At 44.0% G+C, this 24,443-nt stretch carries 23 protein-coding genes; 11 read left to right on the top strand and 12 right to left on the bottom strand.

The genetic code is table 11. The features are described from left to right. Positions 1-6: 6 nt before the first annotated feature. On the bottom strand, positions 7-738 hold the full coding sequence (locus tag NKI27_RS06130) for a 3'-5' exonuclease (RefSeq protein WP_265048801.1): 732 nt from the start codon (positions 736-738) through the stop codon (positions 7-9). A 75-nt stretch (positions 739-813) separates the two neighbouring features. After that, positions 814-2,805, bottom strand: a complete 1,992-nt coding sequence (locus tag NKI27_RS06135) for a DUF294 nucleotidyltransferase-like domain-containing protein (protein WP_265048802.1) — start codon at positions 2,803-2,805, stop codon at positions 814-816. A 248-nt stretch (positions 2,806-3,053) separates the two neighbouring features. On the opposite strand from NKI27_RS06135, the gene smrA reads away from it, so the two are divergent. Beyond that, a complete protein-coding gene (gene smrA / locus NKI27_RS06140; RefSeq protein ID WP_265048803.1) occupies positions 3,054-3,635 on the top strand; it encodes a DNA endonuclease SmrA in 582 nt (193 codons plus the stop codon). Positions 3,636-3,654: 19 nt separating this feature from the next. Here smrA and NKI27_RS06145 read toward each other — a convergent pair whose 3' ends face one another. After that, positions 3,655-4,425 (bottom strand): PEP-CTERM/exosortase system-associated acyltransferase, encoded by a 771-nt coding sequence (locus NKI27_RS06145; protein WP_265048804.1) that lies wholly within the window; start codon positions 4,423-4,425, stop codon positions 3,655-3,657. 373 nt (positions 4,426-4,798) lie between these two features. On the opposite strand from NKI27_RS06145, the gene NKI27_RS06150 reads away from it, so the two are divergent. The 8 genes from NKI27_RS06150 to NKI27_RS06185 all read left to right on the top strand — a co-directional run bounded on the left by NKI27_RS06150 (position 4,799) and on the right by NKI27_RS06185 (position 12,745). Beyond that, entirely contained in the window at positions 4,799-5,422 is a 624-nt protein-coding gene (locus NKI27_RS06150) for a methylthioribulose 1-phosphate dehydratase (protein WP_265048805.1), read from the top strand. Continuing rightward, positions 5,422-5,982, top strand: a complete 561-nt coding sequence (locus tag NKI27_RS06155; protein WP_265048806.1) for a 1,2-dihydroxy-3-keto-5-methylthiopentene dioxygenase — start codon at positions 5,422-5,424, stop codon at positions 5,980-5,982. The genes NKI27_RS06150 and NKI27_RS06155 overlap by 1 nt, the downstream gene beginning before the upstream one ends. Then, entirely contained in the window at positions 5,979-6,686 is a 708-nt protein-coding gene (gene mtnC, locus NKI27_RS06160) for an acireductone synthase (protein ID WP_265048807.1), read from the top strand. Before NKI27_RS06155 ends, mtnC begins: the two co-directional genes overlap by 4 nt. Positions 6,687-6,809: 123 nt before the next feature. Beyond that, positions 6,810-8,165 (top strand): type VI secretion system-associated FHA domain protein TagH, encoded by a 1,356-nt coding sequence (tagH, locus tag NKI27_RS06165; RefSeq protein ID WP_265048808.1) that lies wholly within the window; start codon positions 6,810-6,812, stop codon positions 8,163-8,165. Positions 8,166-8,302: 137 nt separating this feature from the next. Continuing rightward, positions 8,303-8,767 carry a type VI secretion system lipoprotein TssJ gene (gene tssJ, locus NKI27_RS06170; RefSeq protein WP_265048809.1) on the top strand — a complete coding sequence of 155 codons (465 nt, stop codon included), beginning with the start codon at positions 8,303-8,305 and terminating at the stop codon, positions 8,765-8,767. A gap of 23 nt (positions 8,768-8,790) precedes the next feature. Beyond that, positions 8,791-10,116 (top strand): type VI secretion system baseplate subunit TssK, encoded by a 1,326-nt coding sequence (tssK, locus tag NKI27_RS06175; protein ID WP_265048810.1) that lies wholly within the window; start codon positions 8,791-8,793, stop codon positions 10,114-10,116. 116 nt (positions 10,117-10,232) lie between these two features. Beyond that, positions 10,233-11,192 carry a type IVB secretion system protein IcmH/DotU gene (icmH, locus tag NKI27_RS06180; protein ID WP_265048811.1) on the top strand — a complete coding sequence of 320 codons (960 nt, stop codon included), beginning with the start codon at positions 10,233-10,235 and terminating at the stop codon, positions 11,190-11,192. Between the two features lie 68 nt (positions 11,193-11,260). After that, positions 11,261-12,745 (top strand): hypothetical protein, encoded by a 1,485-nt coding sequence (locus NKI27_RS06185; protein ID WP_265048812.1) that lies wholly within the window; start codon positions 11,261-11,263, stop codon positions 12,743-12,745. On the opposite strand, the gene NKI27_RS06190 is transcribed toward NKI27_RS06185, so the two are convergent. Next, a protein-coding gene (locus NKI27_RS06190; protein WP_265049475.1) for an IS3 family transposase occupies positions 12,677-13,833 on the bottom strand; the annotation gives its coding sequence in 2 pieces (ribosomal slippage) (positions 12,677-13,587 and positions 13,587-13,833; 1,158 coding nt in all). The genes NKI27_RS06185 and NKI27_RS06190 overlap by 69 nt on opposite strands. Positions 13,834-13,916: 83 nt before the next feature. Here NKI27_RS06190 and NKI27_RS06195 point away from each other — a divergent pair. Next, positions 13,917-15,137 (top strand): hypothetical protein, encoded by a 1,221-nt coding sequence (locus NKI27_RS06195; RefSeq protein ID WP_265048813.1) that lies wholly within the window; start codon positions 13,917-13,919, stop codon positions 15,135-15,137. A gap of 69 nt (positions 15,138-15,206) precedes the next feature. On the opposite strand, the gene NKI27_RS06200 is transcribed toward NKI27_RS06195, so the two are convergent. The 5 genes from NKI27_RS06200 to arsC all read right to left on the bottom strand — a co-directional run bounded on the left by NKI27_RS06200 (position 15,207) and on the right by arsC (position 19,331). Then, positions 15,207-15,935: a hypothetical protein gene (locus tag NKI27_RS06200; protein ID WP_265048814.1), complete on the bottom strand. Its 729-nt coding sequence runs from the start codon at positions 15,933-15,935 to the stop codon at positions 15,207-15,209. Positions 15,936-16,052: 117 nt separating this feature from the next. After that, positions 16,053-17,825 (bottom strand): GspE/PulE family protein, encoded by a 1,773-nt coding sequence (locus tag NKI27_RS06205; RefSeq protein ID WP_265048815.1) that lies wholly within the window; start codon positions 17,823-17,825, stop codon positions 16,053-16,055. A gap of 123 nt (positions 17,826-17,948) precedes the next feature. After that, positions 17,949-18,314, bottom strand: a complete 366-nt coding sequence (locus tag NKI27_RS06210; RefSeq protein ID WP_265048816.1) for a DUF2069 domain-containing protein — start codon at positions 18,312-18,314, stop codon at positions 17,949-17,951. A 19-nt stretch (positions 18,315-18,333) separates the two neighbouring features. Next, positions 18,334-18,939 (bottom strand): NAD(P)H:quinone oxidoreductase, encoded by a 606-nt coding sequence (gene wrbA, locus NKI27_RS06215; protein ID WP_265048817.1) that lies wholly within the window; start codon positions 18,937-18,939, stop codon positions 18,334-18,336. A 38-nt stretch (positions 18,940-18,977) separates the two neighbouring features. Continuing rightward, positions 18,978-19,331, bottom strand: coding sequence for an arsenate reductase (glutaredoxin) (arsC, locus tag NKI27_RS06220; RefSeq protein WP_265048818.1), 354 nt, complete (start codon positions 19,329-19,331; stop codon positions 18,978-18,980). 97 nt (positions 19,332-19,428) lie between these two features. Here arsC and NKI27_RS06225 point away from each other — a divergent pair, with 97 nt between their 5' ends. Next, a complete protein-coding gene (locus NKI27_RS06225) occupies positions 19,429-19,878 on the top strand; it encodes a TlpA family protein disulfide reductase (RefSeq protein WP_265048819.1) in 450 nt (149 codons plus the stop codon). 26 nt (positions 19,879-19,904) lie between these two features. Here the strand turns inward: NKI27_RS06225 and NKI27_RS06230 are convergent, their stop codons facing one another. From NKI27_RS06230 to NKI27_RS06240, 3 genes are all read right to left on the bottom strand, one after another. Then, positions 19,905-22,424, bottom strand: a complete 2,520-nt coding sequence (locus NKI27_RS06230) for a DEAD/DEAH box helicase (RefSeq protein ID WP_265048820.1) — start codon at positions 22,422-22,424, stop codon at positions 19,905-19,907. Between the two features lie 232 nt (positions 22,425-22,656). Next, positions 22,657-23,823: a glutathionylspermidine synthase family protein gene (locus tag NKI27_RS06235; protein ID WP_265048821.1), complete on the bottom strand. Its 1,167-nt coding sequence runs from the start codon at positions 23,821-23,823 to the stop codon at positions 22,657-22,659. Positions 23,824-23,828: 5 nt separating this feature from the next. Further along, entirely contained in the window at positions 23,829-24,440 is a 612-nt protein-coding gene (locus tag NKI27_RS06240; protein WP_265048822.1) for a DUF1190 family protein, read from the bottom strand. Between the last annotated feature and the right edge of the window lie 3 nt (positions 24,441-24,443).

Here is a 24,443-nt window from a genome sequence, read left to right on the forward strand (position 1 = left end):
AGGCTATTAACGTTTCATAATACGAAGTCGTTTATAGCCTTTAATTTTTTCAGCTAACTGGGCTAATGTGTCGATTGCTTGTTTTTCGGCTTCTCTCAGTAGAATCAGCATGATCTCAGCGGTCGCTAAGGCGTCTGCTGAGGCGTTGTGACGATTGCTAACGTTAAGTCCAAAGTGATTCACCCAGTCATCTAACCCTGCCTGTTGCATCGAACGGCCAACTTCGATGGATGGAAGTAAAGCGGCCGCAATATCGGCTACATCAAAGAACGTATGCTTAAGCGGTAACCCTAGATCACGCTTTAGTGCGCGGGTTAGCATGCCTTGATCAAAAGGTGCGTGATAGGCGAGAAAAACGGACTCGCCGGTATAGGCCATAAATTCAGCTAAAACAGCTTCTGCGGGTTCACCACTAGCCACTTCGTTGGGCGAAATACCGTGAATTAGAACGGTATCATCCACTTTGTTTAACTCTCTGAATATCGTTCGCTCAAAGGATTGGGTCAGTTGAATTTCATTGTTTTCGATCACCACAGCGCCGACTGCAATGATTTGATCTTTGTGAATATTAAGGCCTGTGGTCTCAAGGTCTATAACCACAAATCGAGTGCTTTTTAACGGTGTAAAATCGATTTTTTGAGGCGGCGGAAAACCCTTAGCGTCAGCCTTGAGGTTAGATGTTTTTTTAAAACGGCTTAACCAGTTAAGGTTAAGAAAACGTCCGGTTTTATTACTCATATCATTATCGCGTGTGTTTAAGGCTCATATTCTAATACACTTGTACTGAGGCCTTATGCCAAAGCAGGGGGCATGTTATAAGGCATAGGTGACTTCTAGTTTGTGTTGAAGTCGCTTAGCTTGCCTGAATGCTTCACGCAATATGCGTTGATCGAGCTGGTTTAATTGCGCGGGTGATATTCGGTTTGTCAGTGTTTTTCCGTGGCGTGATAGCTCTTGATGGTTGCGCATTCTAAGCAACTGAATAAGACCGTAAGACTCGATCCAAGCATTCGCATCTTTGCGATCCATGGCACCACACTCGACGAGTGCTTGAATTCGGTCAATGGTATTCGATTCGATAATACCGCGCCCCAACGAAAGAATTCGTGCGGCATCCACAAATGGGGTTAGTCCCTGTATTTTTAAGTCGAGGGTATTTTTCTCACCCCCCTTGGCATACACAAATCCCTTAAACATATTTAAAGGGGGGCGATTATGCATGGCACAAACGGCCATCATTTTTTGAAATAGAGTATTTTTTTGGATCGCGGCAACGACTCGCTTAAACATATCTGTTGCGATTTTTTCATCACCCCAAATAGGCCGCATATCGAGAAATATGCTTGAGTTTAATAGGTTCTCAGGCGTATTGGTGTTGATAAATTGGTAATACCATTCTTCCCATTCACTTCGGCTGCGGCAAAGGTCTGGGTTACTGGCCATAATGTTACCTTTGCACCAGGTGAATCCGCATTCATCGAGCCGAGTATTTATTTCTTTTGCTAGCGGTAAGAGCAGACTGCGGGCTTGGTCATTGGTCATACCTTCAGGTGCTTGAAACAGGATGCCATTATCTTGATCGGTTACCAGTGTTTGTTCCTTGCGGCCCTCGCTGCCAAACACCAACCAGGTAAAGGGGACTCCTGGGTCTCCGAATGATTGGATAGTGAGCTCTATGACGCGCACAACGGTGTAGTCGTTAAGTAGTGTAATAATATGGTTCAACTGCTGCGAAGCTGCACCGTATGCAATCATGGTATCAATAAGTTGGGTGATATCTTCACGAATACTCAGTAGAGTCACGACGCTCGAAGCGCTTGCGATGGCTCTTGCTAAGTGAACAAGGTCAACACGTTGTAATGAAAATAAATCTCGCTCAGAGACAACGCCTGTGAGCTTGTTATCTTCATCTACGACACAAACGTGGGCAAAGTGGTGTGTTGCCATTAATAACGCCGCTTCAAATGCAGAGGCGGAAGAGGGCAGTGACATTGGGTTAGGGGTCATCACGCTGGATATCGGCACATTAAAATCACACTGACCTTCTGCAATCACACGTCTGACATCTCGGAGGGTGAATATTCCGCTCGGCTCTCGGCTGTCATTGGTGATAATAATACTGCCAACATTTTTGTTATGCATCACGCTAATGGCTTTTTGCAGCGGTAAGTCGGGCGTACAAACGATGGGATTACGAATAGCGAGTTCAGATATCGCTTGGTCTAATGAATGTTGGCGACCGAGTGTTTCTACGGCTTTTTTTTGTATTTTCTGGTTTACCTGATCAAGCAAACTGCTTACACCCCTGACGCAGAAATCGCGGAATATGTCACTTTGAGTAAAAATCTTAACAAAGTGGTCACGGGGGATTTTTAAACAAAAGGTATCGCCAGAGGCTCTATGAACGGTCTGGGTGGCTCGCTCGCTGACCAGTGCGGCAATGGGAAAACACTCTCCAGGGGCAATTTCAAACGTGGTGCTCGCCGGTGCTTTAGCGGCATCATTCATTTTAGAGGAGGTGTCAGGGGTAGAGTATGTCTCACCGTTAATAAGGGCTTGGCGTTGAGTAGACTTTCGCTCGCCGCGGATATTGCCTTGCTTTACGATATAGAAGTGGCCTACAACCCCTAAGTCTGGGCTTAATATAACGTCCCCATCGGCATAAAACGTGAGTGTTGCCTGTTCAAGTAATGATGCAATATGACTATCTTCCATTTGACTAAAAGGCGGGTATTGGTTCAAAAAAGTCATGAGCGCTCGAATGTTTTGTTGTACTGCTGACTTTCCTGTTTCTTCTTGAGTCATGTTGCCTTTCGCCTCTGAATATCCACGGTTATTGTTCCTAGAATCACGTTTGAAATAAGCATGCTAGGGAGGACAGTAACCTCATTAGTTTAGTTTAGTTCAGTGTGGTGGGGTTTGATCTAAGACCTATGTCTAAGTGTTAATATCAATGCCTAATAATCGATAACTAGTTGGAGAAAAGAAAAAGAAATGATAACTTGCCTCTTAACTGGCGTTTGGATTAAAGATAAATATTACTGAAGATGGTTATGGCTGAAGAAGATTCTGATCTGTTTTTTGAAGAAATGGGCGATGTAGAGCCGTTAAAAAAAAGAGACAAAGCACACCTTGATGCCCAGAAGGCGCTTACCCCTGGTCATTTGGTCAGGCGAGTAACGGCCGTTACAGAAAAAACAGTTGATGATAACCACTTAACCGCTACAGACCATATTGAAATACTCTCATCGACGGACGTACTGGAATACAAGCAAGCTGGCATACAGCATGGTGTGTATAAGAAACTTAGAATGGGGCGATACCCGATTGATGCAAGGCTTGATTTGCATCGAATGACGGTTGAGGTTGCCAGAAAAGAAGTCTTTCGGTTTATTCATGACTGTATGAAGTATGACTTACGTACCGTGATCATTTTGCATGGGAAGGGGGATCGAAACCCAGACAAAAAAGCGCTTCTTAAAAGTCATTTGGCTAAATGGTTACCCGAAATGGAAGACGTGATGGCGTTTCACTCTGCACAAAAGCACCACGGTGGAACTGGTGCCGTGTATGTTTTATTGAGAAAAAGTGACAATGACCGCCAAGCGAATCGGGAGCGTCACGGTTTACGATAGCGCTTACCTTAACATCTGATTAAGGGTAAGTTCTTAGACAGTCATTGATAAAAAAGTAAAAGCCTCGATAATCTTGCCTGAAATGCGAAATATCCATTAATAAGCTGTCACGTGTAGCAAAGTAGATGGCTCGTTGTCCATGATAATCAATTACTTGGCTAGCTTGAGTCAGGTATATCCCAAACTGATCTAGCCGCCTCACCAATTTGGGCTCAATTGCTAAAAATACAATGCTACGGTGGCTTTGGATAAAGAGAGAGATAGCGGCAAGGTATAACCCTATATTGATAAACGGAAACTTTCGCTGCTGCTCGGTCATCTCAGTCGATAAGTCGTTAATGACGCCTCTGGGAGAGAGCTGTTCTCCACTCCTCTGCCTGAAATTTTTAGTAATGACCATGCGAGAAATTTCGCAGTAGGAACCATAAGGTAGTGTGTCTGGGTTAATTAAATTTCGGTAAAATGCTTGGCTGTAATTCCGCTCAAAAGGGAGTAATAGCCCGCGCTTTTGAGTCGGCGGGATAATCAGTCTTATGCTGCCAGCGGCTTCTTGTGTTGTTTGAAGCCTGAGTAAACACTGTAGAGAAAAGCGATCATACTCATCTCGCTCTCTGAGTTTATGGTGATAGATATCGTAGCCAAACTCTTCGCAGTAGGTTTGATAACGCATCTTATAGATCTCATCATACTGGTCTGGCGTGCATACCTGCTGCAGTTGAAAGTAGTCCGCAAACATTTGAGCTAAAGCTGGCGAACTGCTTTGCTTCAGGTGAAGGGGAGCTTGGTTCATAATGATTTTTTTCTCACCCTCGGTAGTTGTCATTGATGAAAGAAGGGGGTCTAGAGTAGAGTGTCTCTATCTTCAGTCTAGTCCTGATTAATAAATATACAAAGCGAGATGAGAATCTTTTTCATCTTCTGTTAAAGATCTGTTTTTTCCTAACAAATGCGCAGTTATAATCTGTTAGAGAGGCTGCTTATAGGCCTGAGCATAAGGTGTTCTAGCTTGTTTCTACTGAGACACAACAGACATTCCGGCGAAAGCGGAAATGAATGATTTTAAACGACGCTAAAACGTCGGTTCCCCGACTTTTCGTGGGTGACAAGAAGGGACCATTACGGAGTTTCTGGGTGGGCAATAGCCATAACAAATGGGGATAAGAATGTTTGATATCACTCGCTATGCGGACGCGTCTCATAAAATTATTGAAGCGGGCCGTTTTCTTTACGCCAATGGTTGGTCGCCAGCCACTAGCAGCAATTACTCTGCTCGGATTGATGAACAACATATTGCTATTACGGTCTCAGGAAAGCATAAAGGAGCTTTAACCAGTGCGGATGTAATGGTGGTTAACCTTGAAGGAAGCCCTGTTCAGAGTGACTGTAAATCATCAGCAGAAACTTTGCTTCATTCGGTGGTTTATGCGCTTTTTCCCGAAGTCGGTGCGGTATTACATACTCACTCGATGTCGGCGACCGTGCTAAGCCGCTGGATGAAGGGTGAGAATGAGCTATGTTTAACGGACTATGAACTACAAAAAGCCTTTCCTGGTTATGAGAGTCATGAATCCACATTGACCATACCCATTTTTGAAAATACGCAAAATATTGATGCGTTGGCCGCCGAGACAAAGGCTTACTTTAAACAGAACCCGCATATACCTGGTTACCTTATCCGAGGGCATGGTTTATATACTTGGGGTAACACTATGGCAGATTGCCTTCGCCACGTTGAGGCATTTGAATTTTTATTGCAGTGTGAATTAGAAATGAGAAGGTTACCCTAATGAGCAAATTAACGGTTTATGAAGATCAGGATTTCAATACGCCTGCATTGGTGACAGAAGATAGCGCTAAAATAGCGGATCTACTTAATGAGAAGGGGGTTCGCTTTGAGCATTGGCCCACTCAATCTCTCTCTGCAAATGCTGAACAAGAAGAAATATTGGCGGCTTATAGCGCTGATGTCTCTAGATTAAAAAATGAATGTGGCTTTACCACTGCTGACGTAGTCAAGCTTACGCCTGACAATCTACAAAAAGATGAATTCAGGAAAAAGTTTTTAGCTGAGCATATACACGTCGAAGATGAAGTTAGGTTTTTTGTTGAAGGCCAAGGTCTATTTTTTCTAAATATTGATAGTAAAGTGTATGTGGTTCTTTGCCAAAAAAATGACCTAATAAGCGTCCCAGATGGCGTCACGCATTGGTTTGATATGGGGCCTAAGCCTTCGTTTACGTGTATTCGCTTGTTTACCAACCCAAAAGGTTGGGTTGCCGAGTTTACGGGAAGCACTATTGCTGATCAGGTGCCAGGTTGGGAGCAGTTAATGGAGACTGCAGAATGATTAAGGCGATTGTCACTGACATTGAAGGCACCACTAGTTCAATTAGCTTTGTGCATGAGGTTTTGTTCCCCTACGCAAAAAAGCATATGGCCGGATTTATTCGTCATGCAGAGGCGCTAAATGATCGCGCGCAGCATGACGTGAGTAATCAGTTAGATGAGGTCGCGCACCTTTCTGGTATTCAGCGAGATGACACAGAAGCCCTTATTCAGCAGTTATTAGACTGGATTGACGAAGACAAAAAAGCCACCCCACTTAAGGCCCTGCAAGGGATGATCTGGCAACAAGGTTATCGGCAAGGTGATTTTGTGGGGCATGTTTACAAGGATGCCGCCGATTATTTAAAACAATGGCATGATCAGGGCATAGATCTTTATGTTTACTCGTCAGGCTCGGTTAATGCACAGAAGTTGATTTTTGGTCATACTGAGTTTGGTGACCTTACGCCGCTGTTTAAAGGGTACTTTGATACTCAAGTAGGGGGAAAGAGAGAGGTTGAGTCATACCAACATATTATTCGTGAAATCGGGCTAAAAGGAGAAGAAATTTTATTTTTATCTGACATCGAACAAGAGCTCGATGCCGCTACAATTGCAACAATGCAAACCTGTTGGTTAATAAGGAAACATGACTCAAGAATGTCGATTAGCGAAGCCGCTAAAAAGTATTTGGTGGCTAGAGATTTTAGTGAAATAGTGATTTAAGTCGATCAATTGCAGTGGTAATCGTTTAAATTGTTTGTTAATCTGCCGCGCATTATTCCACTCAAAAGGACTTTGAGGGAGCGGTAGAAAACACTCACCCACACGGATGTAGGTAGTAAAAACATGGATTTGTTATTCCGGATTGAGCCAGTTCAGTCTGAAGCTCTTTTAGATACAGACAGCGCTCATAGAGACGCTTCATTTACAAACTTATCAGCAGATAATCATTTTACCTTCTCACCTTTGGGTGGCCTAATTGGGCGCTCGACAGAATGTGATTGGGTGTTAGCTGACCCTGATCTTCGCCTCTCAGGGAAGCATGCTGCAATCTCATTTGAACATCATCAATATCAAATTACAGATCTTAGCACTAATGGGTTGTTTGTTAATGATCAGTTAGAGCCGTTAGGTAAGGGAAATACCCACGCCATTAATACCGGTGACCGGTTTGTAATGGGGCCATTTTGTATGGTGGCCAGTGTTGCTAATGCCGTTAACACACCCGACATTGATTTGACCGAAATGCTAACGGATGAAGAAGGTATTCAGCCCTTAATGCCGGATGACTCGGCCACTGATGAAATATCACTGGTTGAGCATGAGCACCTAATTAGCGCAAATGGAACGAGCTTTGATGACCTGCTTGAATTCCCCACGCCTAAGCAAGAAGAGCCTGTACCCCTCGAGGTAACGGACCAAGCTAATGTAAGAAGGGAACCTGCTGAGCCGGTTTCTTCTCATACGATTGAATCTGTCGCTCTTCCACCTTGTAACAATCCGCCTACAGTCAGCGCAAAAAGAACATTACATCATACGGCTGAACCATCTGATCGAGGCGACAAGCATTTACCATTATTTCAGTTTTTACGTGGCGCGGGTTTAGATGATGAGCTTCTTTTGCACCCCGAACTCAATGAATTGATGTTCAACTTTGGCGCTTTATTAAAGCGTTATACGGGTGAGATTATGAAGTTGATGGGAGAGCGAAGCCGCTATAAAAACCAATGTCGGTTAGATATGACATTGGTGGCCGCCGAGCATAATAACCCGCTGAAATACTGTGTAAATGAAGTACAAGCATTACGTGAGATGATCATTTCCCCGCAGCGCGAAAATCTATCTGGCGGGCAGGCCATTGAGTCAGCGATGGAGGATATCCGTGATCATTTTTCTCGCGTAGAAAAAGGGTATCAAGGGACGCTATCTTCGCTGATTGATTTTATCGGCATGACAGACGGGAAGACGGCTTCTTCTGCTATTACACCCCATAAAAAACAACCCACTCAAACCTTATCTAATATGCCTTGGCATTACCGTAAGCGACTAAAACAGTTGCAACAAAAAACGGCGATGTTAAAAGACCCAGGGTATTACTCCGATGAGTTTTTCTCTCCTCGCTTTGCCTATTTTTATCAAAATCCTGAGCGTGCCAACCAGTATTTAGACTCAGCTACCCCTAAAACAGAAAACCCCAGGTAGAGTGCTTTAGGTGCACCAATAGCAAGCGTTAATCGTATGTAGGGTCACCGTCCGCTGGATAGCGGTCTGTAGGATAGCTGCCTGAAGGGTAACAATAGGCTGGTAATCCTAAACGGGATATAGAGGAAAGGAACTCAATGACTAAGTATTTCATATCAGTGTTTTTAAGCGTGATGCTATGTAGCATTTTGAGTGGGTGTGCGAGTTGGTTTGTATCTGACATCACAAAACTAGATATTCGGCTCACGGCATCAGGCGATTTAAACCCCGATATATCGGGTAGGCCTTCACCATTAGTGGTCCGGCTCTATGAGTTAAAAGCGCCTTCTATATTTGAAAATGCTGACTTTTACAGCCTTTATGACTACGGCAAAGAAACGCTTGGTCCTGATTTTGTGGAAATGGAAGAGCTGACACTCAAACCAGGCGAACAATTAAAGATGAAGTTGGCTCTTCAAAATGACACTAATTACATTGCTATTTTAGGCGCATATCGTGATATGAATGGGGCTAATTGGAGGCGCATTATTCCAATGTCACTAAAGAATAAAAACAGAAAGAATATTGTGTTTTCCGGCAGCAGCATAGACGTACTGGACTAGATAACTAAATAAAGGGTTTCGCCATGGATAAGGTGATATGGAGCGAAGGTATGTTTCTTCGTCCTCAGCATTTTCAGCAGTTTGAACGATATATAGAGGATCAGGTTGTTTCTCGTAACCGCTACTTTACACCCTATTATTGGGGTGTAAAAACATTAGAGTTTGATTTGTCACTACTGTCGGTTGGTAAGGTGGCGGTGGTGTTTGCTGAAGGTGTTTTTCCTGATGGTAGTTTGTTTAACGTTAATTATGACCCAGACTTTCCCTTAGTGATACAGGTAACTAAAGGGCAAGAGAATCAATGCCTTTATCTGGCTATTCCAGCTCAAATTAACGGAGCTGTAGCGAGTGACGAATCAGCGCATAGTCAAGGTGTACGATACCGACAGAAACATCAGGACATTAGAGACAGTCACGGTGTTGATAATGATCGAGTGTATGCGATTGCAACCGGCGACCTAAACGTTCGACTGTTGACAGAAGACCAGCTAGAAGATGCGTTTATTGCTTTGCCAATTGCTCAGATTAACGCCGTTAGTGTTGATGGCTCGGTTGTGCTCAATTCACTCTTTGGTGCGCCTGCTATCGATATGTCTATTCATGCTGAATGTATGACGAGGTTGACTGATCTCGTTATTTTAATGCACGAAAAAGCAAAGCAGCTTGCGTCGACGATAGAGAGTGGCAAGGGGAATGGAGCAGGCACGGTGGTTGATTTGTTGATGCTAAAAGCACTTAACAGTTGGGGGGCAGAGCTAACAATACTAACTCAGCAATCACCTTTGCACCCTTACAAATTGTTTAAACGTCTCTCTATGTTTGTTGCAGAAATTAGTACTTTTGCACGGGCTGAACGAGTGGCGGTGATAGGCGTTGAATACAGTCATATAGCGTCTTCTCAGAAATTGCAGGCACTCATAGAGAACGCGAGAGTATTGGTTTCAACAGCCTTCAAGAGTAAAGCGGTTGCTTTACCGGTGCAGCGTAAGAAGTTTGGGATAAGTGTGGTAGGCCTACCCACCGAGTCGATGGTAAATGATGAGTTTATCTTAGCAATAAAAGCAGATTTGTCAGCAGACGCCATTCGTAAACTGGTCAGCAGTAAACTTAAAGCCGGAAGTATTGATAATATTAAAGACTTGGTTAACTTGCAGTTACCTGGCTGTGTTAAAGAACTGCTACCCGTCACGCCCCGCCAGATTCCTTATCATGCAGGCATGCACTATTTTCGCTTGCTACCAGATGCTGAGATGAAAGGGCGTATAAAACACTCAAACGGCGTTGGGCTTCATGTTTCGGGGGATGTTCCGGGTATGGAGTTGGAGTTTTGGGTTGTATCTGCAGAGTAATGTTTTATCGGTATCAGCACGAAAAGCAGCACAGGCGCAGGCATTGTTACAGGTATTGTTACATAAACGATGATAAACAGACTCTAAGGAAAGAGGCTGTGGGATATACAGAGACAATGGATAGTTTACTTAAAGCAGAAAATCACATCTCACCTATTACAGGGAAAAACCGAGAGGTTATGTTAGAGGTCATATCTGAAAAGACTGTTGTACAAGTTGAGCCCATTGAGCCAGATCAGTCTTCAGTATTTGATGAGAAAACCATTGTATTAGACGAGAAACCCAAACGCAGTATTAGCGATTATACGCCTGATGTGGCTGGCTCTTTTTCTGATCGCCAGAGTTCAGATGGGTATTCAGAGGGCTCGCAGTCTGCTATGCATCGTCGAACCGTTAATGACAATATGCTAGTGAATTGCGCGATGCCGTTAATCCATCAGGCAATGAGCATGGCGTCATCGTCAGAGCCTGCCGATATTCAAGCTGTTCGGTCTAGTCTGATATCTGATATGAGACGCTTTCAAAATAAAGCAGAACAGTGTATTAGCGATCAACGCCATATTGTGGCCGCTCGATATATACTCTGTTCGTTTATTGATGAAGCCATTGCCACAACCCCTTGGGGTGTGTCGCATCGCTGGGGGGCTGAAAGTTTGTTGAGTTGTTTTCATCACGAAACGTATGGTGGAGATGGTTTTTTTACGTTACTTGAGCGGGCCATGCAGCAACCCCAGCAATATTTGGATTTATTAGAGTTGATGTATGTCTGTCTTTCGCTTGGCTTTTCGGGGCGTTATCGTGTTGATGCGCAGGGCGCAACCAAGCTAGAAAACATCCGCGAATCTATGATGACAACAATCGCGGCTAATCAGAAGCCTGATAATAGAGGCGTGGTGGTAGGAGATGTTCATCGCCAGGTGGCGATAAAGAAACGAGCAAAGTGGCTAGGGCCTGTTGTTATTTCGACACTGTTATTAGGCAACGCTGCAGGCTATTGGGTTTTATCAAATCAGTTAGAGGCGCGTATGGATACAGCCTCTGAATATGTATTAAGTAGCATGGGTGTATCAAACTAGCGCTTTTAACGCCAACTTGAGCATACTTGCCTGAAACAACAACGAGCGGATCAAATGGAATTGAGCGCATGAATTGGACGGGTATTCGTTTTTTTAGTAAAAAACGAGAACAGACATCATCAATCGAACTCTCAGAGACAACCCTCTCTTCAAAGACTTATCAAGCTTTGTTTCGGCAGCAGCTTAAGGCATTAAGAGAGGGGATGGGAGAGAAAACGTTTGAGCGTTTTTATAAAAAACCACTGAGCCATAAAACGCTCTACTGGGTGTTAGAGTCTCCTCATGCCGACTTGGTCGCGCTGAGTGGACGCTCCGTTGCAGACGTAACCCCTCGTATTAAACATCAACAAAGTGGGTATACGTTACCTTCTTGGTACAGTGAGGGCTCATCGTTATTCATGAGGCTGCACTTTGAGAATGAAGTGTACCGCTCAAACTACTCATACGACGATACACTCCAGCCTTTGGTCGATATGTTAGGCAAACGTCGACATGTAAAGCGTTTTGGTGGCGTGCTGATTTACCTCCACCGGCATGATCTAGAGGTCGATAGTGCTCCTGCTTGGCTGAGCAAGATGGCTTCATTTGTTGGTCAGGCTTCTTTACTAGCAAAACAAAACCTTCCCGTATATCTCGTGCTTGAAGGTGTCGGTTTATCTAGCCGTGTATCCACGCCTATAGGGTTGTTTCGAGACGAAGAAACAGTATTGGCTGAACAATTTGGACAATGGTTTTCTCAGGCACAAGCAGAACTTAAAAACCGATTATTGAGAAAATCACTTAAGGATGTTCAGTATGTTCATGATGTTGAAACCCGCAAAGCCGCGTTTGCAGAACTCAATGCAATAGAACAGGGCGTTCAGCAGCTCAAACAAGTCTCCGAGCAGTTCAATCATCGTTGGCACTTTTCTGGAAAATCTATCACCCCTTGGGTTAGAGCCGTTTTTATTGCACCTAATAGTCGCTCTGTTGTTGGTATGTATTCTGTTCATCGTTTGCTCTCCAACACTGAGCAATCTCAACCAATCGAATCTAGTAGTAATCAGTGGTGGCAGCGATTTAGCAATATTCTGCACCAAGATAGAGGGTGCGGTAAGGCTGAACCTGAAAACAACACCCACCAAAAACTGATCATGATATGTATGGGGGTTGCCGTATTGTTTGGGCTGGCTTGGAGTCAGTTGATGTGGCGGGACTATGCGCATGCGGGTGCAATGGTAGACCGGTTTAACGAACAACTTATGCCTTTGTTATCTGTTGATGCGAATGGACCGGGTAGTGTAATAGGGTTTGATCGTGTTTTAGAACGATTGATGTTTATTGATCGGTTTAATGATGACCTAAGTGAAGAGAAGCGTCTTGCGTTGTGGCCTAGTGCATTTATGAGGCAGACCGCCGACAGCCAGCAGCAAACGTTAGCTGTTATTTCAGAGAGTATGCTAATGAAGGAATTTAATACCGCATTAGAGCACACTTTGTTCTGGTCAACTCCAGCCGGACACTTTCCTAAAGGAATTCTCAAACTCAATTGGCGACTGATCAGCATTAGCTGAATGTAGTCGATCAACATTATAATATTTCATGTATTTTGTTACGTCTTCTTGCATATGTTCACGCGTTGGTTGCGGCACTTTAAGCAACCAATCATGTTTTAAACTACCGAAAAAACGTTCAACAACAGCGTTATCCCAGCACGCTCCAACATCACCCATGCTCGCACGACAATTTAACCTTTTCAATAAACGCCTAAAGCCATTACTTGTGTATTGAGAGCCGCGATCACTGTGGAATACCACCCCTTTTGGAGGTTTTCGCAAGTGATGTGCTTTTGTTAGTGCTTTCTCCACTAGATTACGCGTCATGCGCTTAGATATATGCCAGCCAACAATACGGCGTGAATATAAATCCATCACAATGGCTAGATAAAGCCAGCCTTCACCTGTCTTTAAGTAACTTACATCGCCAGCCCATACTTGATTTGGCCCAACAGGGTTAAAGTTCATGTTTAGCAGGTTGTCTGCAACACTATCGCTATGTTTTCGTTTTGTTGTGACTTTATAAGCAATACGCTGGGTCACAACTAACTTCAGTTTTTTCATTAATTTAATTACGCGATAACGCGTTACTTTAAAGCCTTCTTTGCGTAATACCTTAACAAGCTCTCGACTACCCAAGCTGTTTCGACTTGCTTGAAACAAAACTTTAGTACGTCGATACAAGCGCAGTGTTTCATCGTTTATTAATTCACCTGGTTTTTTTAACCAAGCATAATAAGCGGATGAACTAACCTGCATTGCTTGGCACGCTATTGATATGGTGTACTTTGTACCAAGCTTACTGATAAATGAATATTTTATTTCATTTCTTTCGCAAAGAAGGCGCTGGCCTTTTTTAATATCTCACGCTCCATTTGTAAGCGCTTATTATCTTTTCTAAGCTGAATCAGTTCTGCTCGTTCATCAACTGACAGCATTTCACCTGAAGCCTGCTTTTTGTGTTTTGCGACCCAGTTATATAAGATTTTGTCAGTGACGCCTAATGATGCGGCAGCCTCTACAACGGTATAATTTTGTTCGAGCACTAAAGCAACTGCTTCTTGTTTAAACTCGTCTGGATAACTTTTATTTGTTCGTTTAGTCATATTCACCTCAATAATAGGATTATATTCCATTATTAAAGTGTCCTGTTAATTCAAACACAACAGAGCACCCCGTTCGATTTTCAGTGGCTAATGGCAAAAAAGGCTGTGAGTGGGAAAAGGACGCGACAGGGCACTCAAAATACTGGACCCAACAATCTACGGATGTCGATTATCGCGAGTCATTTCGTACTCAAGTAGATAAAAAACGACCTCATGAGGCGTTAATGATCGACAAAGACTTTTTACTTGATCGAGCGGCCACGACTCAGTATCCGCCACTTTTTAATCAAGCTGACTATCAAAATGTTGCTGTGTTGGTGCGCATCCCCGATGCAAAGGGGCAAGGCAAGTGGATTCTACCTCATGCTAGTTTCTCCGACGACATCAAGCAGGTTGCCACGCATTTGGGCATTCCTATCACCCTTGAAGGAGAGAGGGCCATTTCGTTTGAACATTATGATTGGGCGGCATCGGTTGAATTTATGGTCGTGGTGATGGCTTCGAACGTTGAAAAAGATCGATACGAAAACTTGGGGAGTGTATGGAAGCATCTCAACCTAGCGTTTGAGTTGGAAGAGTTTAATTTTGTTTTCAAGAATACCCAAGGTCCAAAATTGACTAAAACAATGCATTATCTGGGAGAGATGAATCAGGTGGCGCGCGGATACTATCAGGCTGATAACCCTGCGCCCATTGTTTTTAAAGCAGATGAAAGCACTCATTTTAAAAAGAACGCTGCATTTAAACAATTGCTGGCACTGTTTGAAGATAGCACTGCACCTAAATGGAAAGAAAAAATGGAAGCCCTAGCGGGTTGGTTTGGTGTGAGTGAGCAAGAATCCAATAAACGACACCTGTTTGTGTCTCACTATGTGCCTGATTATGAGTCGCCTACGGGCTACGTTGTGAAAGGGATTAGACCCTTTGGAGAGGGGCGTGTTGAGGTTATTGAGACAAATCCGCCGCAGTTAAAAGCAGACAGTTCGGACCCATTTCGTTACCAGTTTGGAGACTTTAAAACGCTGGGTAAAACAGGGTTTAGTTGTGAAAAAGCGTCTCTATATGTCACTCCTAATAACAATATACCTTATGAGTTTCGGTTTAGTGTTCCCGAGCAGTATGACGGCGATGCCCCGTGGATGAAAGAACCCGAAAACCCTAAAGACTCTATACTGAAACAAGCCGGCATCAAGGGGAAAGAGGCTAAAGAAAAGGCATATTTAGAAAAACTGAAGGCGATTAAGAAATGGATTGAGAAAGATACAAGATCTGTTCGCATTGACCGGAATGAACTGTATAAATAATAAAAACGATGCGCGGTCATAGCAAAAAAAGAGGGTGATTTCCCCTCTTTTCCTTTGTGTTTCAACCCTCTAAAAACAAGCCAATGTTTCGTTCACTGCTTTCGCATAGAGCGTTCCAAATTGCTCGCGATCTTTATCATTAATGCCCACTACCCAAGCCTGAGAGGTTTGTCCTGAAAACTGATAGTACAGTTGCTGCTCAGGATATGGGGAGCTGACGCTGACTTGGTCTGCAAAATCCCATAAGCCTGGTTGTGCGTACTCGTTATCTCGAATCTGATCTAGGATATTTCTCTGAGTGACTCGGTCATGATAGACCAATGCGGTATTGTCAGTGTTTTCTATCAGTGAAAAACGGTGAGAACCACAAGTCTTGGGGAACTGATAATGACAGAATTGAAGTGGTTCTGCGTTTGCTTGTTTGGCTGAGGTAAGGGGTTGAGCGGTGCAGTGTATACGAATGGTTTGAATGATTTTTCTGATGGTTAAATCGTGACCGTAACGGCGGGACAGCCGGTTAATATTGCCTGATATCTCATTATAGCCATCGGCGTCATACTGCAGTTGCTCAGGTGAATCATAATGAGTTGCTGGCGGGTTTGATATCTTGCCATTTTGCGGTTGAGTTAGCCCAACAGCCCGATACTCAGCATCGTCAAATCGTACGTTGCTAGTACATGCGGTTAGGCTGGCCAGTACCGATGGAATAACAAGCGCCAAAACCATATTTTTGACCGGCGTGTTAAGCGCGAAAACTGAATTTAAAAAAGGGGATATAGCTAAAAAATGGTGTGACATGCTGCGAATCCTTCGCTCAATAATAACCACCTCTTAATCCGTTAAGAGGGCTGAGCGCCTATTCTATCAAATAGTCACTCAACACAGAAATATAAAATTGTTACTCAGTAGAAAATTCTATTGCCTCATACTTTGAGGTGTCACACGTAACACTTCTTCTATGGTGGTTAAGCCTGCACCGACTTTATTTGCGCCGCTGAGTCTGAGGCTGTGCATACCCTCTTTTATGGCCTGCTTTCTTAATGCTTCAAGATCACAGTTATCGGATATAAGCGGCTTCATTGTATTGCTGATAGGCATGATCTCATAGACTCCTGCACGGCCTTTATAGCCGGTATCGCGGCATTCAAGGCAGCCGACTGGTCTACACGTATTTGACGGTAATGGGGCTCGCCATGGCGTTGTAATGCTCTTCCATGCGTCTTCATCAATAGGGTGAGGCGCTTTGCATTTAGAACAAAGGGTTCTGACCAACCGCTGTGCCATTACCCCGAGTACGGTGGCTTTAATAATATACGAGGGAACCCCGAGTTCTATTAATCGAGTAATCGTGCTGGGGGCGTCATTGGTGTGTAAGGTTGATAGTACTAAGTGCCCAGTGAGCGCGGCTTGGGTTGCCATTTCTGCGGTTTCTAAATCACGAATCTCACCGATCATAATAATATCGGGGTCTTGTCGCATGAGTGCTTTGATGCCACTCGAAAATGAGAGGTCAATATTAGATTGAACTTGCATCTGATTAAACAGAGGCTCGACCATTTCAATAGGGTCTTCAATGGTACAGACATTGACTTCGGTGGTGGCCAGTTGGCGTAAGGTTGAATAGAGCGTTGTGGTTTTGCCTGACCCTGTGGGGCCTGTCACCAAAATAATGCCGTTTGGTTGCTTTGCCATGCGTTCCCAACGACGGCTGTCTTCAGCTGAAAACCCTAAGTCAGGAAAGGACCTTAATAATACATCAGGGTCAAAAATTCTCATGACCATTTTTTCGCCAAAGGCTGTTGGCAATGTTGAAAGACGAAGTTCTATTTCTTTGTCGTTTTCACCTTTGGTTTTAATGCGGCCATCTTGTGGTTTTCTCTTTTCGGCAACGTTCAGGCGACCTAGAATTTTAAGGCGGCTAATGACCGCGATCCCCACTTGAGCGGGTAGTTCGTAAACATTGTGCAATACGCCATCTATACGAAATCTGACCTGCACAATTTCTCGGCGTGGTTCGATATGAATGTCGCTAGCGCGTTGTTCAAATGCATATTGCAGCAACCAGTCTACTATATTAACAATATGCTGGTCGTTGGCGTCTGGATTAGCATCGCTACCGAGCTGTAGCATTTGTTCAAAGTTTTGAATACTGCTTTGAGACTGACCAGAGGCTTTGTTAACAGAGTTGGCAAGCTGATAAAACTCAATGGTAAAACGTTTTAAGTCGGCAGGGTTTACAACCACGTGCTTAATGCTTTTTCTTAATACGTGTTGTAAATTTTCAACCCAGTCATCGACAAACGGCTGAGCACTGGCAACCACCACTTGTGTTGGTGACGTTTCGACAGCGAGTATGCCGTGACGTTGTGCAAATGCGAAAGACATGGCATTTGCACTTTTACTGGCGTCGACCTTGAGAGGGTCAATATGGAAAAGTGGCTGATCAGCCCAGTCGGCTAACCATTGGCTCAGGTTGTCTAAGGTGAGGTTTTCATCACAGAGACGGTTTTTTAGATTAGCCCCTGCAATAATTTCTAACGGATGCAGTGATAACGCTTGTCTTGATTTTGATTGGTTAACGAGCTGGTCAGAATCTTCTTGATTAATAATGCCATCAGCTAACAATTGGTTAACAATATCGGAGAGCGCTAATGTCTGTTTAATTTTTTTCGAAACTGCATTATTCATTTGGATATGAATGTCCGTTCAAGTTAACCTGAAAAATAGCCGCTGCAATCAGAGAGATCGCGTGTATTACTCTAAGTATAACGGCTGTTTATCTTTATGCTGATTTCCTTCTCGTTTGTTGCTTTAAAGGGGCACACCGGTTCGTTTTTGCCAAAACACATTCATCATAGAGGCGATAAATAGCAAGACGGTTGTTGCCGTAATGGCGCTTTCTAATAAGTCACCTTCGGTTAAATAGGCTGCAACGACTGAACGGGTAAAATAGAAGAGTACAACAAAGCAGAGCCAAATATGGGCACGAAGATGACCCTTTAGCAAGCCCGGCAAAAAGATAATCAAAGGGACTATTTTGACTGCGAGCATCAGCCCTCGAGAGGCTTCGGGTGGCAGCGTTGTAATCAGGGTAGAAACCACCAATAAAACCAGCAATAACAAGTAGGATAATAATGCGGTTATTTGGGAGTACTTTACTTTTTGGTTCAATGTCATGGTGGTCTATCTCAGTGGTTTAACGATTTAATTTTAATGCAAGTTCAGCCACGCGCTGGCCTTGTTTTTGGCACAGTGTTTGTTCAGTAGCTGAGAGTGTGTTTTTTTGTGCGTCATGAGCCCAGTGACTTGCGCCGTAGGGGGTGCCGCCTTCTGCTGTGGTATTGAGTTCGCCGACCGAGTAGGGAATACCTGAAATAACCATCCCTTGATGTAATAGCGGTAGCATCATCGTTAGCAGCGTTGATTCTTGCCCTCCATGTAAACTGCCCGTAGAGGTAAACACTCCAGCGGGTTTGTCGTTTAAGGCGCCACTTAACCAAATATCTGACGTTCCATCTAAAAAGTATTTTAACGGAGCCGCCATATTTCCAAACCGGGTAGGGCTGCCGAGTAATAAGCCTGCACAATTTTTTAATTCTTCACTGGTGCAGTAGAGTGCGCCTTCAGTGGGAATGTCGCTTTCGGTTGCTTCGCAAGTGGCAGAGATAGCCGGTACGGTGCGAATAAGTGAACGAATGCCGTTGACCTTTTCTACACCCCGTGCGATTTGCATCGCCATCTCTTTCGTTGCGCCATGTCGGCTGTAATACAGTACAAGCACATAAGGCTGTTCTGTGGTCATAATGAATTCCGAGTGTTTGTGAAGGGGGACTGCTGATGCTATAAGATAGTTAATACATCTTCTGGTGGACGGCCCAACGCAGCTTTGCCATTAGCTAACACAATAGGGCGCTCGATGAGTTTAGGGAACGTGACCATTGCATCAATCAGTTGCGCGTCGGTCAGCGCGTCATCCGCTAAATTGTTTTCTTTATAAAGGGCTTCTTTTGTACGCATTAGTTGGCGAGGTTTTATCGCCAATTTTGTTAAGATGTCTCTTATCTGATCAGCAGAAGGGGGTGTTTCTAGATAAAGCACCACCTCTGGCGTTACACTTTTCTCTTCAAGTAGGGCAAGTGTTTGGCGTGACTTTGAGCATCTTGGATTGTGATAAATGGTCGCTTGAGTGGTCATGATAAGTCCTATATGCAAAATCGAATGAGGCTATTCTATAAGATTTCGTTTAGCGTATCATTAGTGGTTCACAATCTTATGTCTATGTGGGGACGTAATGTTACGAAAATTAAACGTTTTGTGGTTATTTATCGCGTTAGCGACTGTTTTGAGTACGGCGGGGTGTGGACAGACTGAGTTCACCCTCACCAATGGGGAAATAAAACCGATGAGCGACTTTCAAGGGCGTTGGCTGGTGGTTAACTACTGGGCTGTTTGGTGTAAACCCTGCGTTGAAGAGATACCTCAATTAAATAAGTTGAATGAACGCGAAGATACGGTTGTTTTGGGGGTGAATTTTGATGGTATTCAAGGTGATGCGTTGATACACCAGGCAGAAACACTGGGGATACAATACGCAATGATAGCCCATGACCCGGCTGAAAACCTAGATATAAAACGGCCAAGTGTCTTGCCTGCGACCGTCTTGATTGATCCAGACAGTAACATTAAACATGTGCTGTTTGGGCCGCAAACGGTTGATTCGATTGTAGATAAAATGCAATGAACATTAAGTCAGGCGTTAAGCGCTCTCTAGCTTAGTCGTTTGATAATTTCATCTAGACAACGCTCTTGCTGTTCGACCCATAGGCCATAAGATAACGGGAAAATACTTAAATTGGCTCGATTAAATAACTTGTAAGTCTCAAGCTCAAAATAATCTTGCCAGGGGCCCGGAAAACCAATGAGGTCAATGGCGAGTCGTTTATCGTTAGCATGACAAAGAATGTCTACTTTTCTCCCTGCAATGGGATAGCTCTTCCATGTTTGAACCCCTCTTTCGTTAAGGGTCTTACACACTTGAGTTTGGAACGAATCGAGGGTGTCATCGTGACCGATATGCTGGGAAGCAACGTTTGTGTAGTACTCAATAAATTGCTTTAACAAATGGTCATTCGGCAATAATTTGGGGTCGAATGAAAAAAATACATGCTGTGCTTGTCTAGCCCGAGTGATAGCGACATTAAACATGTCTTCTTTTCTTAAATACACTGCAGCCCTTTGTGAGTCGTTATCGATAGCAAATGAGAGCAACATGATGTCGCGTTCTTCACCCTGAAAACCATATGGGGTTGCGGCTCTTATGTTATGCCTGCTGATGGTGTCGTGGGTGAAGTTACGGTTTAGCTGTTTTGCGATGGCTTCTGCTTGATGTCTAAACGGTGAGATAATGCCAATAGAGGGTGGGTGGGACTTATTTTTGAACCGATTAATCGTATCTTCTAATAATGCAGAGATTCGTTCAATCTCAACCGTGTTGGTGCCTTTTTTACACCGTGTGCCCGAGGTGCGGTGGAGGTATACATTGCCTAAAGCATCTTGGTTTGGTCTATGCTGCATGATTTTCAGTCGGCTGTCATAAAAATGATGGTTGCTGAAGGCGATGATGTCTTGCTTGCTTCTAAAATGTTCATCTAGCATGGTGACGCTTTTTTGAGTCGTTATCGCATCTGAAGCAAGGTGGAGGATACTGTTATCTCGATAACTGAGCTTATTTAAGGCTTCTTCATCGATGTGGTTTTTTTGTAATAATTCACGCTCTTTTTCTTTAGATAAAAACGATACATGTTTAAGTTGTTTAGCGTCTCCGACGATAAGAGCGCGTTTAGCGCGATATAACGCGGGCAGGGCAGCGGCAATATTGCATTGAGTGGCTTCATCAATCAGTACAACATCAAACAGTTCTTTTTTTAACGGCAGCGTTCGATGCAAGGTATCTGCTGTGACTAACCACACCGGAAACGCTTGGAGTAAGTGTTGAGGGTCGATCGAGTTAAAAATATCTGCTTGTTTGCCAGATGATCGTGCTCGAATGGCTTGATTAAACTTAACCAGTTCGGAGCGATGATGATTCAGTAAGTGCTCAATGCGTGCTTGGGTTGTTAGCTTAATATGGTGGGCGGCTTGTTGCTCTCGTTCAGACAAGGATTGTTGAAGCTCGTCAATAATAGACCACTGTGTTTTAAGTTTAGGGAGTCTGTATTTTATATAACGATAGATCAATCGCGAAAGCAAAGACGCCCTTGGCTGTTGGGCTTGTTTGATAAAACGTCCAAATAGCATTGAGCGTTTGTTGCACTTAATGAATTGCTTCTCAAGACTCTTGGTTCGTTGCTGTGTTTGGCGCAGTTGCGATAACGAATGTTTGAGCGCATCATCGTCAATGGCTTTGATGCCGAAATTAAGCCAACTAGCGACTTGGCTCTTCAGTTCTTTGAGTACGGCTTTGTCACCAGTCCGTATATGGCAGCCGGTGAGAAAAAAATGCTCGTCTAGTTTTTGCTCAATGACATCAATGGCTTGTTCGGTTTCACAAACAATCAGAACGGATTCATTTTGGGTGACTCTATCAGCAACGGTTGCTGCAATGGTGTAGCTCTTGCCTGTGCCAGGTGGTCCTGAAATTAGCCCAAGTGTTTCTGATGAAGCGATCTTGATAGCTGTTTTTTGGGCTTTACTTAATAGTCCAGGCACGGCCTCAAAGTTGGGTGGTGCCGAAACGTTTGGCGCGACTTCTTGGTTAGATAACAACTTAAAGATAGGAGCTGACACAGAACCTGACTGTGCGATGCTTTTGAGCTCATGTATGATTCCGCTCGAACTCTTCGGGCGATCAACTAACATTACAGCGGCCGATGAAGTGACTTTGAGTCCTTTTGGCGAGACCTTATCTAACTGAGTGGTAAGTTCAGGGTATCGGAGTAGGTAAAGGGCATCTTTTATGTCGGTGTATTGCTGAATCCAGCTAACTAGGTTTGATATGTGAGTATCTGTTAGCGCTCCATCTATTTTGGGGACGTTTGAAAGCGCCTCCTCTCGATTTTCGTCGCCTACTAGCTCTAATAATAAGCGAGTATTAAGCTGGGGAGTATCATTGGTTAGGTAAACAAAGGTCGTGTTGTTTTCGATTTCGATTCTAGTGGGATAAATAAGTAGTGGACTGCAGATAGTGCGCTGTTTATTCGAGCCAAACGACCCTGCAATGCGTCCTTTGACAAAAAAAAGTCCATATACAAGCGCTTTTTCTCGAAGGTAAAGCGCTTGTCGTTTCAATAAGTGTTCGCCCGCTTTGTAAGCTACGGGCGCACGGTGAAACGTTTGACGTGCTATGAGCTCTTCTTCAGATAACCAGTGACAGTCAGAGCCTAGTTTATCTGTATTCCATACGGACAGATCACGATTATCTGACCGATAGCAATCACGATAAAAATTGACCTTATTGTTAATGGCGTATTGGCCGTTTTCAATAGTATCGTTAATGGAGCAAACCCAGCATTGTTGGCAGTTAGTTAAGAATAATATGTGGGAGGTAGCGTGATAAATCTTGGGTGACTACCGATGCATCCTCGCGCACCGATATGCCTGCCGGCTGATCGTTGACGAGCCACGAACCAATCAGTGTGTAGTTGTCTCCAAACTTGGGAAGTGGGTGGTAGGCTTGATATATAAATCCTTCTTCGCCATATGGCCCCATAGTATCTAAGATAGGTTGGCCGTTTTTTATAATCGATACATTTGACCCTTCCCTAGAGAAGATGGGTTTTTTTACGATATCAAAGGCTACCGAGTTATCCAGCTCGTCTTCAAAAAATGCGGGCAGCAGGTTAGGGTGATTGGGGAACATCTTCCAAAGCATGGGCAGTAATGCCTTGTTGGATAGCACCGACTTCCAAATTGGTTCTATCCATTGCGTCGAGTTTTTGTTGATTAAGCCTGCATACTCTTCTCGCTGCATAAACTCCCAAGGGTAGAGTTTAAACATGAGCTCAATCGCTTGGTTATCTAGGTCTGTGAATAGATCCCCTTCGCCATGCCCGATATCTTCGATATAGATGAACTTAGTAGGGATACCGGCTTCATTGGCGCAATCTTCTAAATACTGAACCGTACCTCTATCTTCTTCGGTGTCTTTGCAGCAGCCGAAATAAAGGTAGGGGTGATTGGTTTTGGCGTAAATTTGACTGAACTGGTTAATCAGTTTTTCTTGCAATGAATTAAACTGATCAGCCCCTCTGTTTATTTTACCCGTTTGCACGCTTTCTTCTAACCAGAGCCATTGCCAAAAGCCTGATTCGTAAATGCTGGTAGGGGTATCAGCATTGTTTTCGTAGAGCTTTGCGTCGGTTTTGCCGTCATAAGCAAAGTCGAGTCGTGAATAGAGGCTAGGGTCGCCATTAACCCATGATGTATTAATGGCGTCCCAAAAGGCTTCTGGTATCTTAAATTTCGCGAGTAGTTCGGCATCGTTAACGACTTTATCGACGACAGCCAGACACATCTGGTGGATTTCTGCCGTAGGATCTTCGATCCCTTTTTCAATTTGCTCTAGTGAAAACTGATAGTAGGCGGTTTCGTCCCAGTACGCTTTTCCATACATGGTATGAAACTTGAAGCCGAAATCCTTGGCTTTTTCGCGCCAGTCTGGGCGCTCTTTTATTGGCATCCTTATCATAATGTTTAGCCGCCCCAGCCACCTCGAGACTTTGAACCGCCCCATGAAGACTTAGCTGCCACCGTTGAGCCAAAGCCACCTCTTGACATAGTGCGTGTAACTTTTGGCTTAGGTTTGAAGGCATCACTACCCACTTCGACCTTTCTGGATCGGTTTGACCCATAACGGTAACCGTCTGATGATACCCAATGACCATAAAGCGGCGATCGGTAAGCATTGGAGGTGAAAACGGGGTTGTTATCATATCTGTTATGGTCAAGCGCTCTGGCAAACATAAAACCTGCCATTGCAGGCATAAAAATGCTGCTTGATTGAGAGGTTTGGTTGTTTACGCAGGTGTGAGAGCCAAAATCAGACTCACAATCCCTCATGCTTCGATATTTAGGGGCTGTTTTTTCTGCTTTAGCCAGTGCGTCTTCGTAAGCGGCTCGGCACTCTTGCTCTAGTTCTGGATTTTCAGCCGTGCATTGATCAACGTTAGTATAGACCACTGCTTTACGGCTATCGGAGCATCCAGCAAGCGTCATGCTGGCAAACGCGACCCCAAGGGGAGCCAAATGGAGCTGACGAGATACCTTTCTCATTCTGTCCAGATTGATGCTTTTAGTCCTTTTCATGAT

The sequence above is a fragment of the Alkalimarinus alittae genome, from assembly GCF_026016465.1.
Taxonomy (GTDB): Bacteria; Pseudomonadota; Gammaproteobacteria; order Pseudomonadales; family Oleiphilaceae; genus Alkalimarinus; species Alkalimarinus alittae.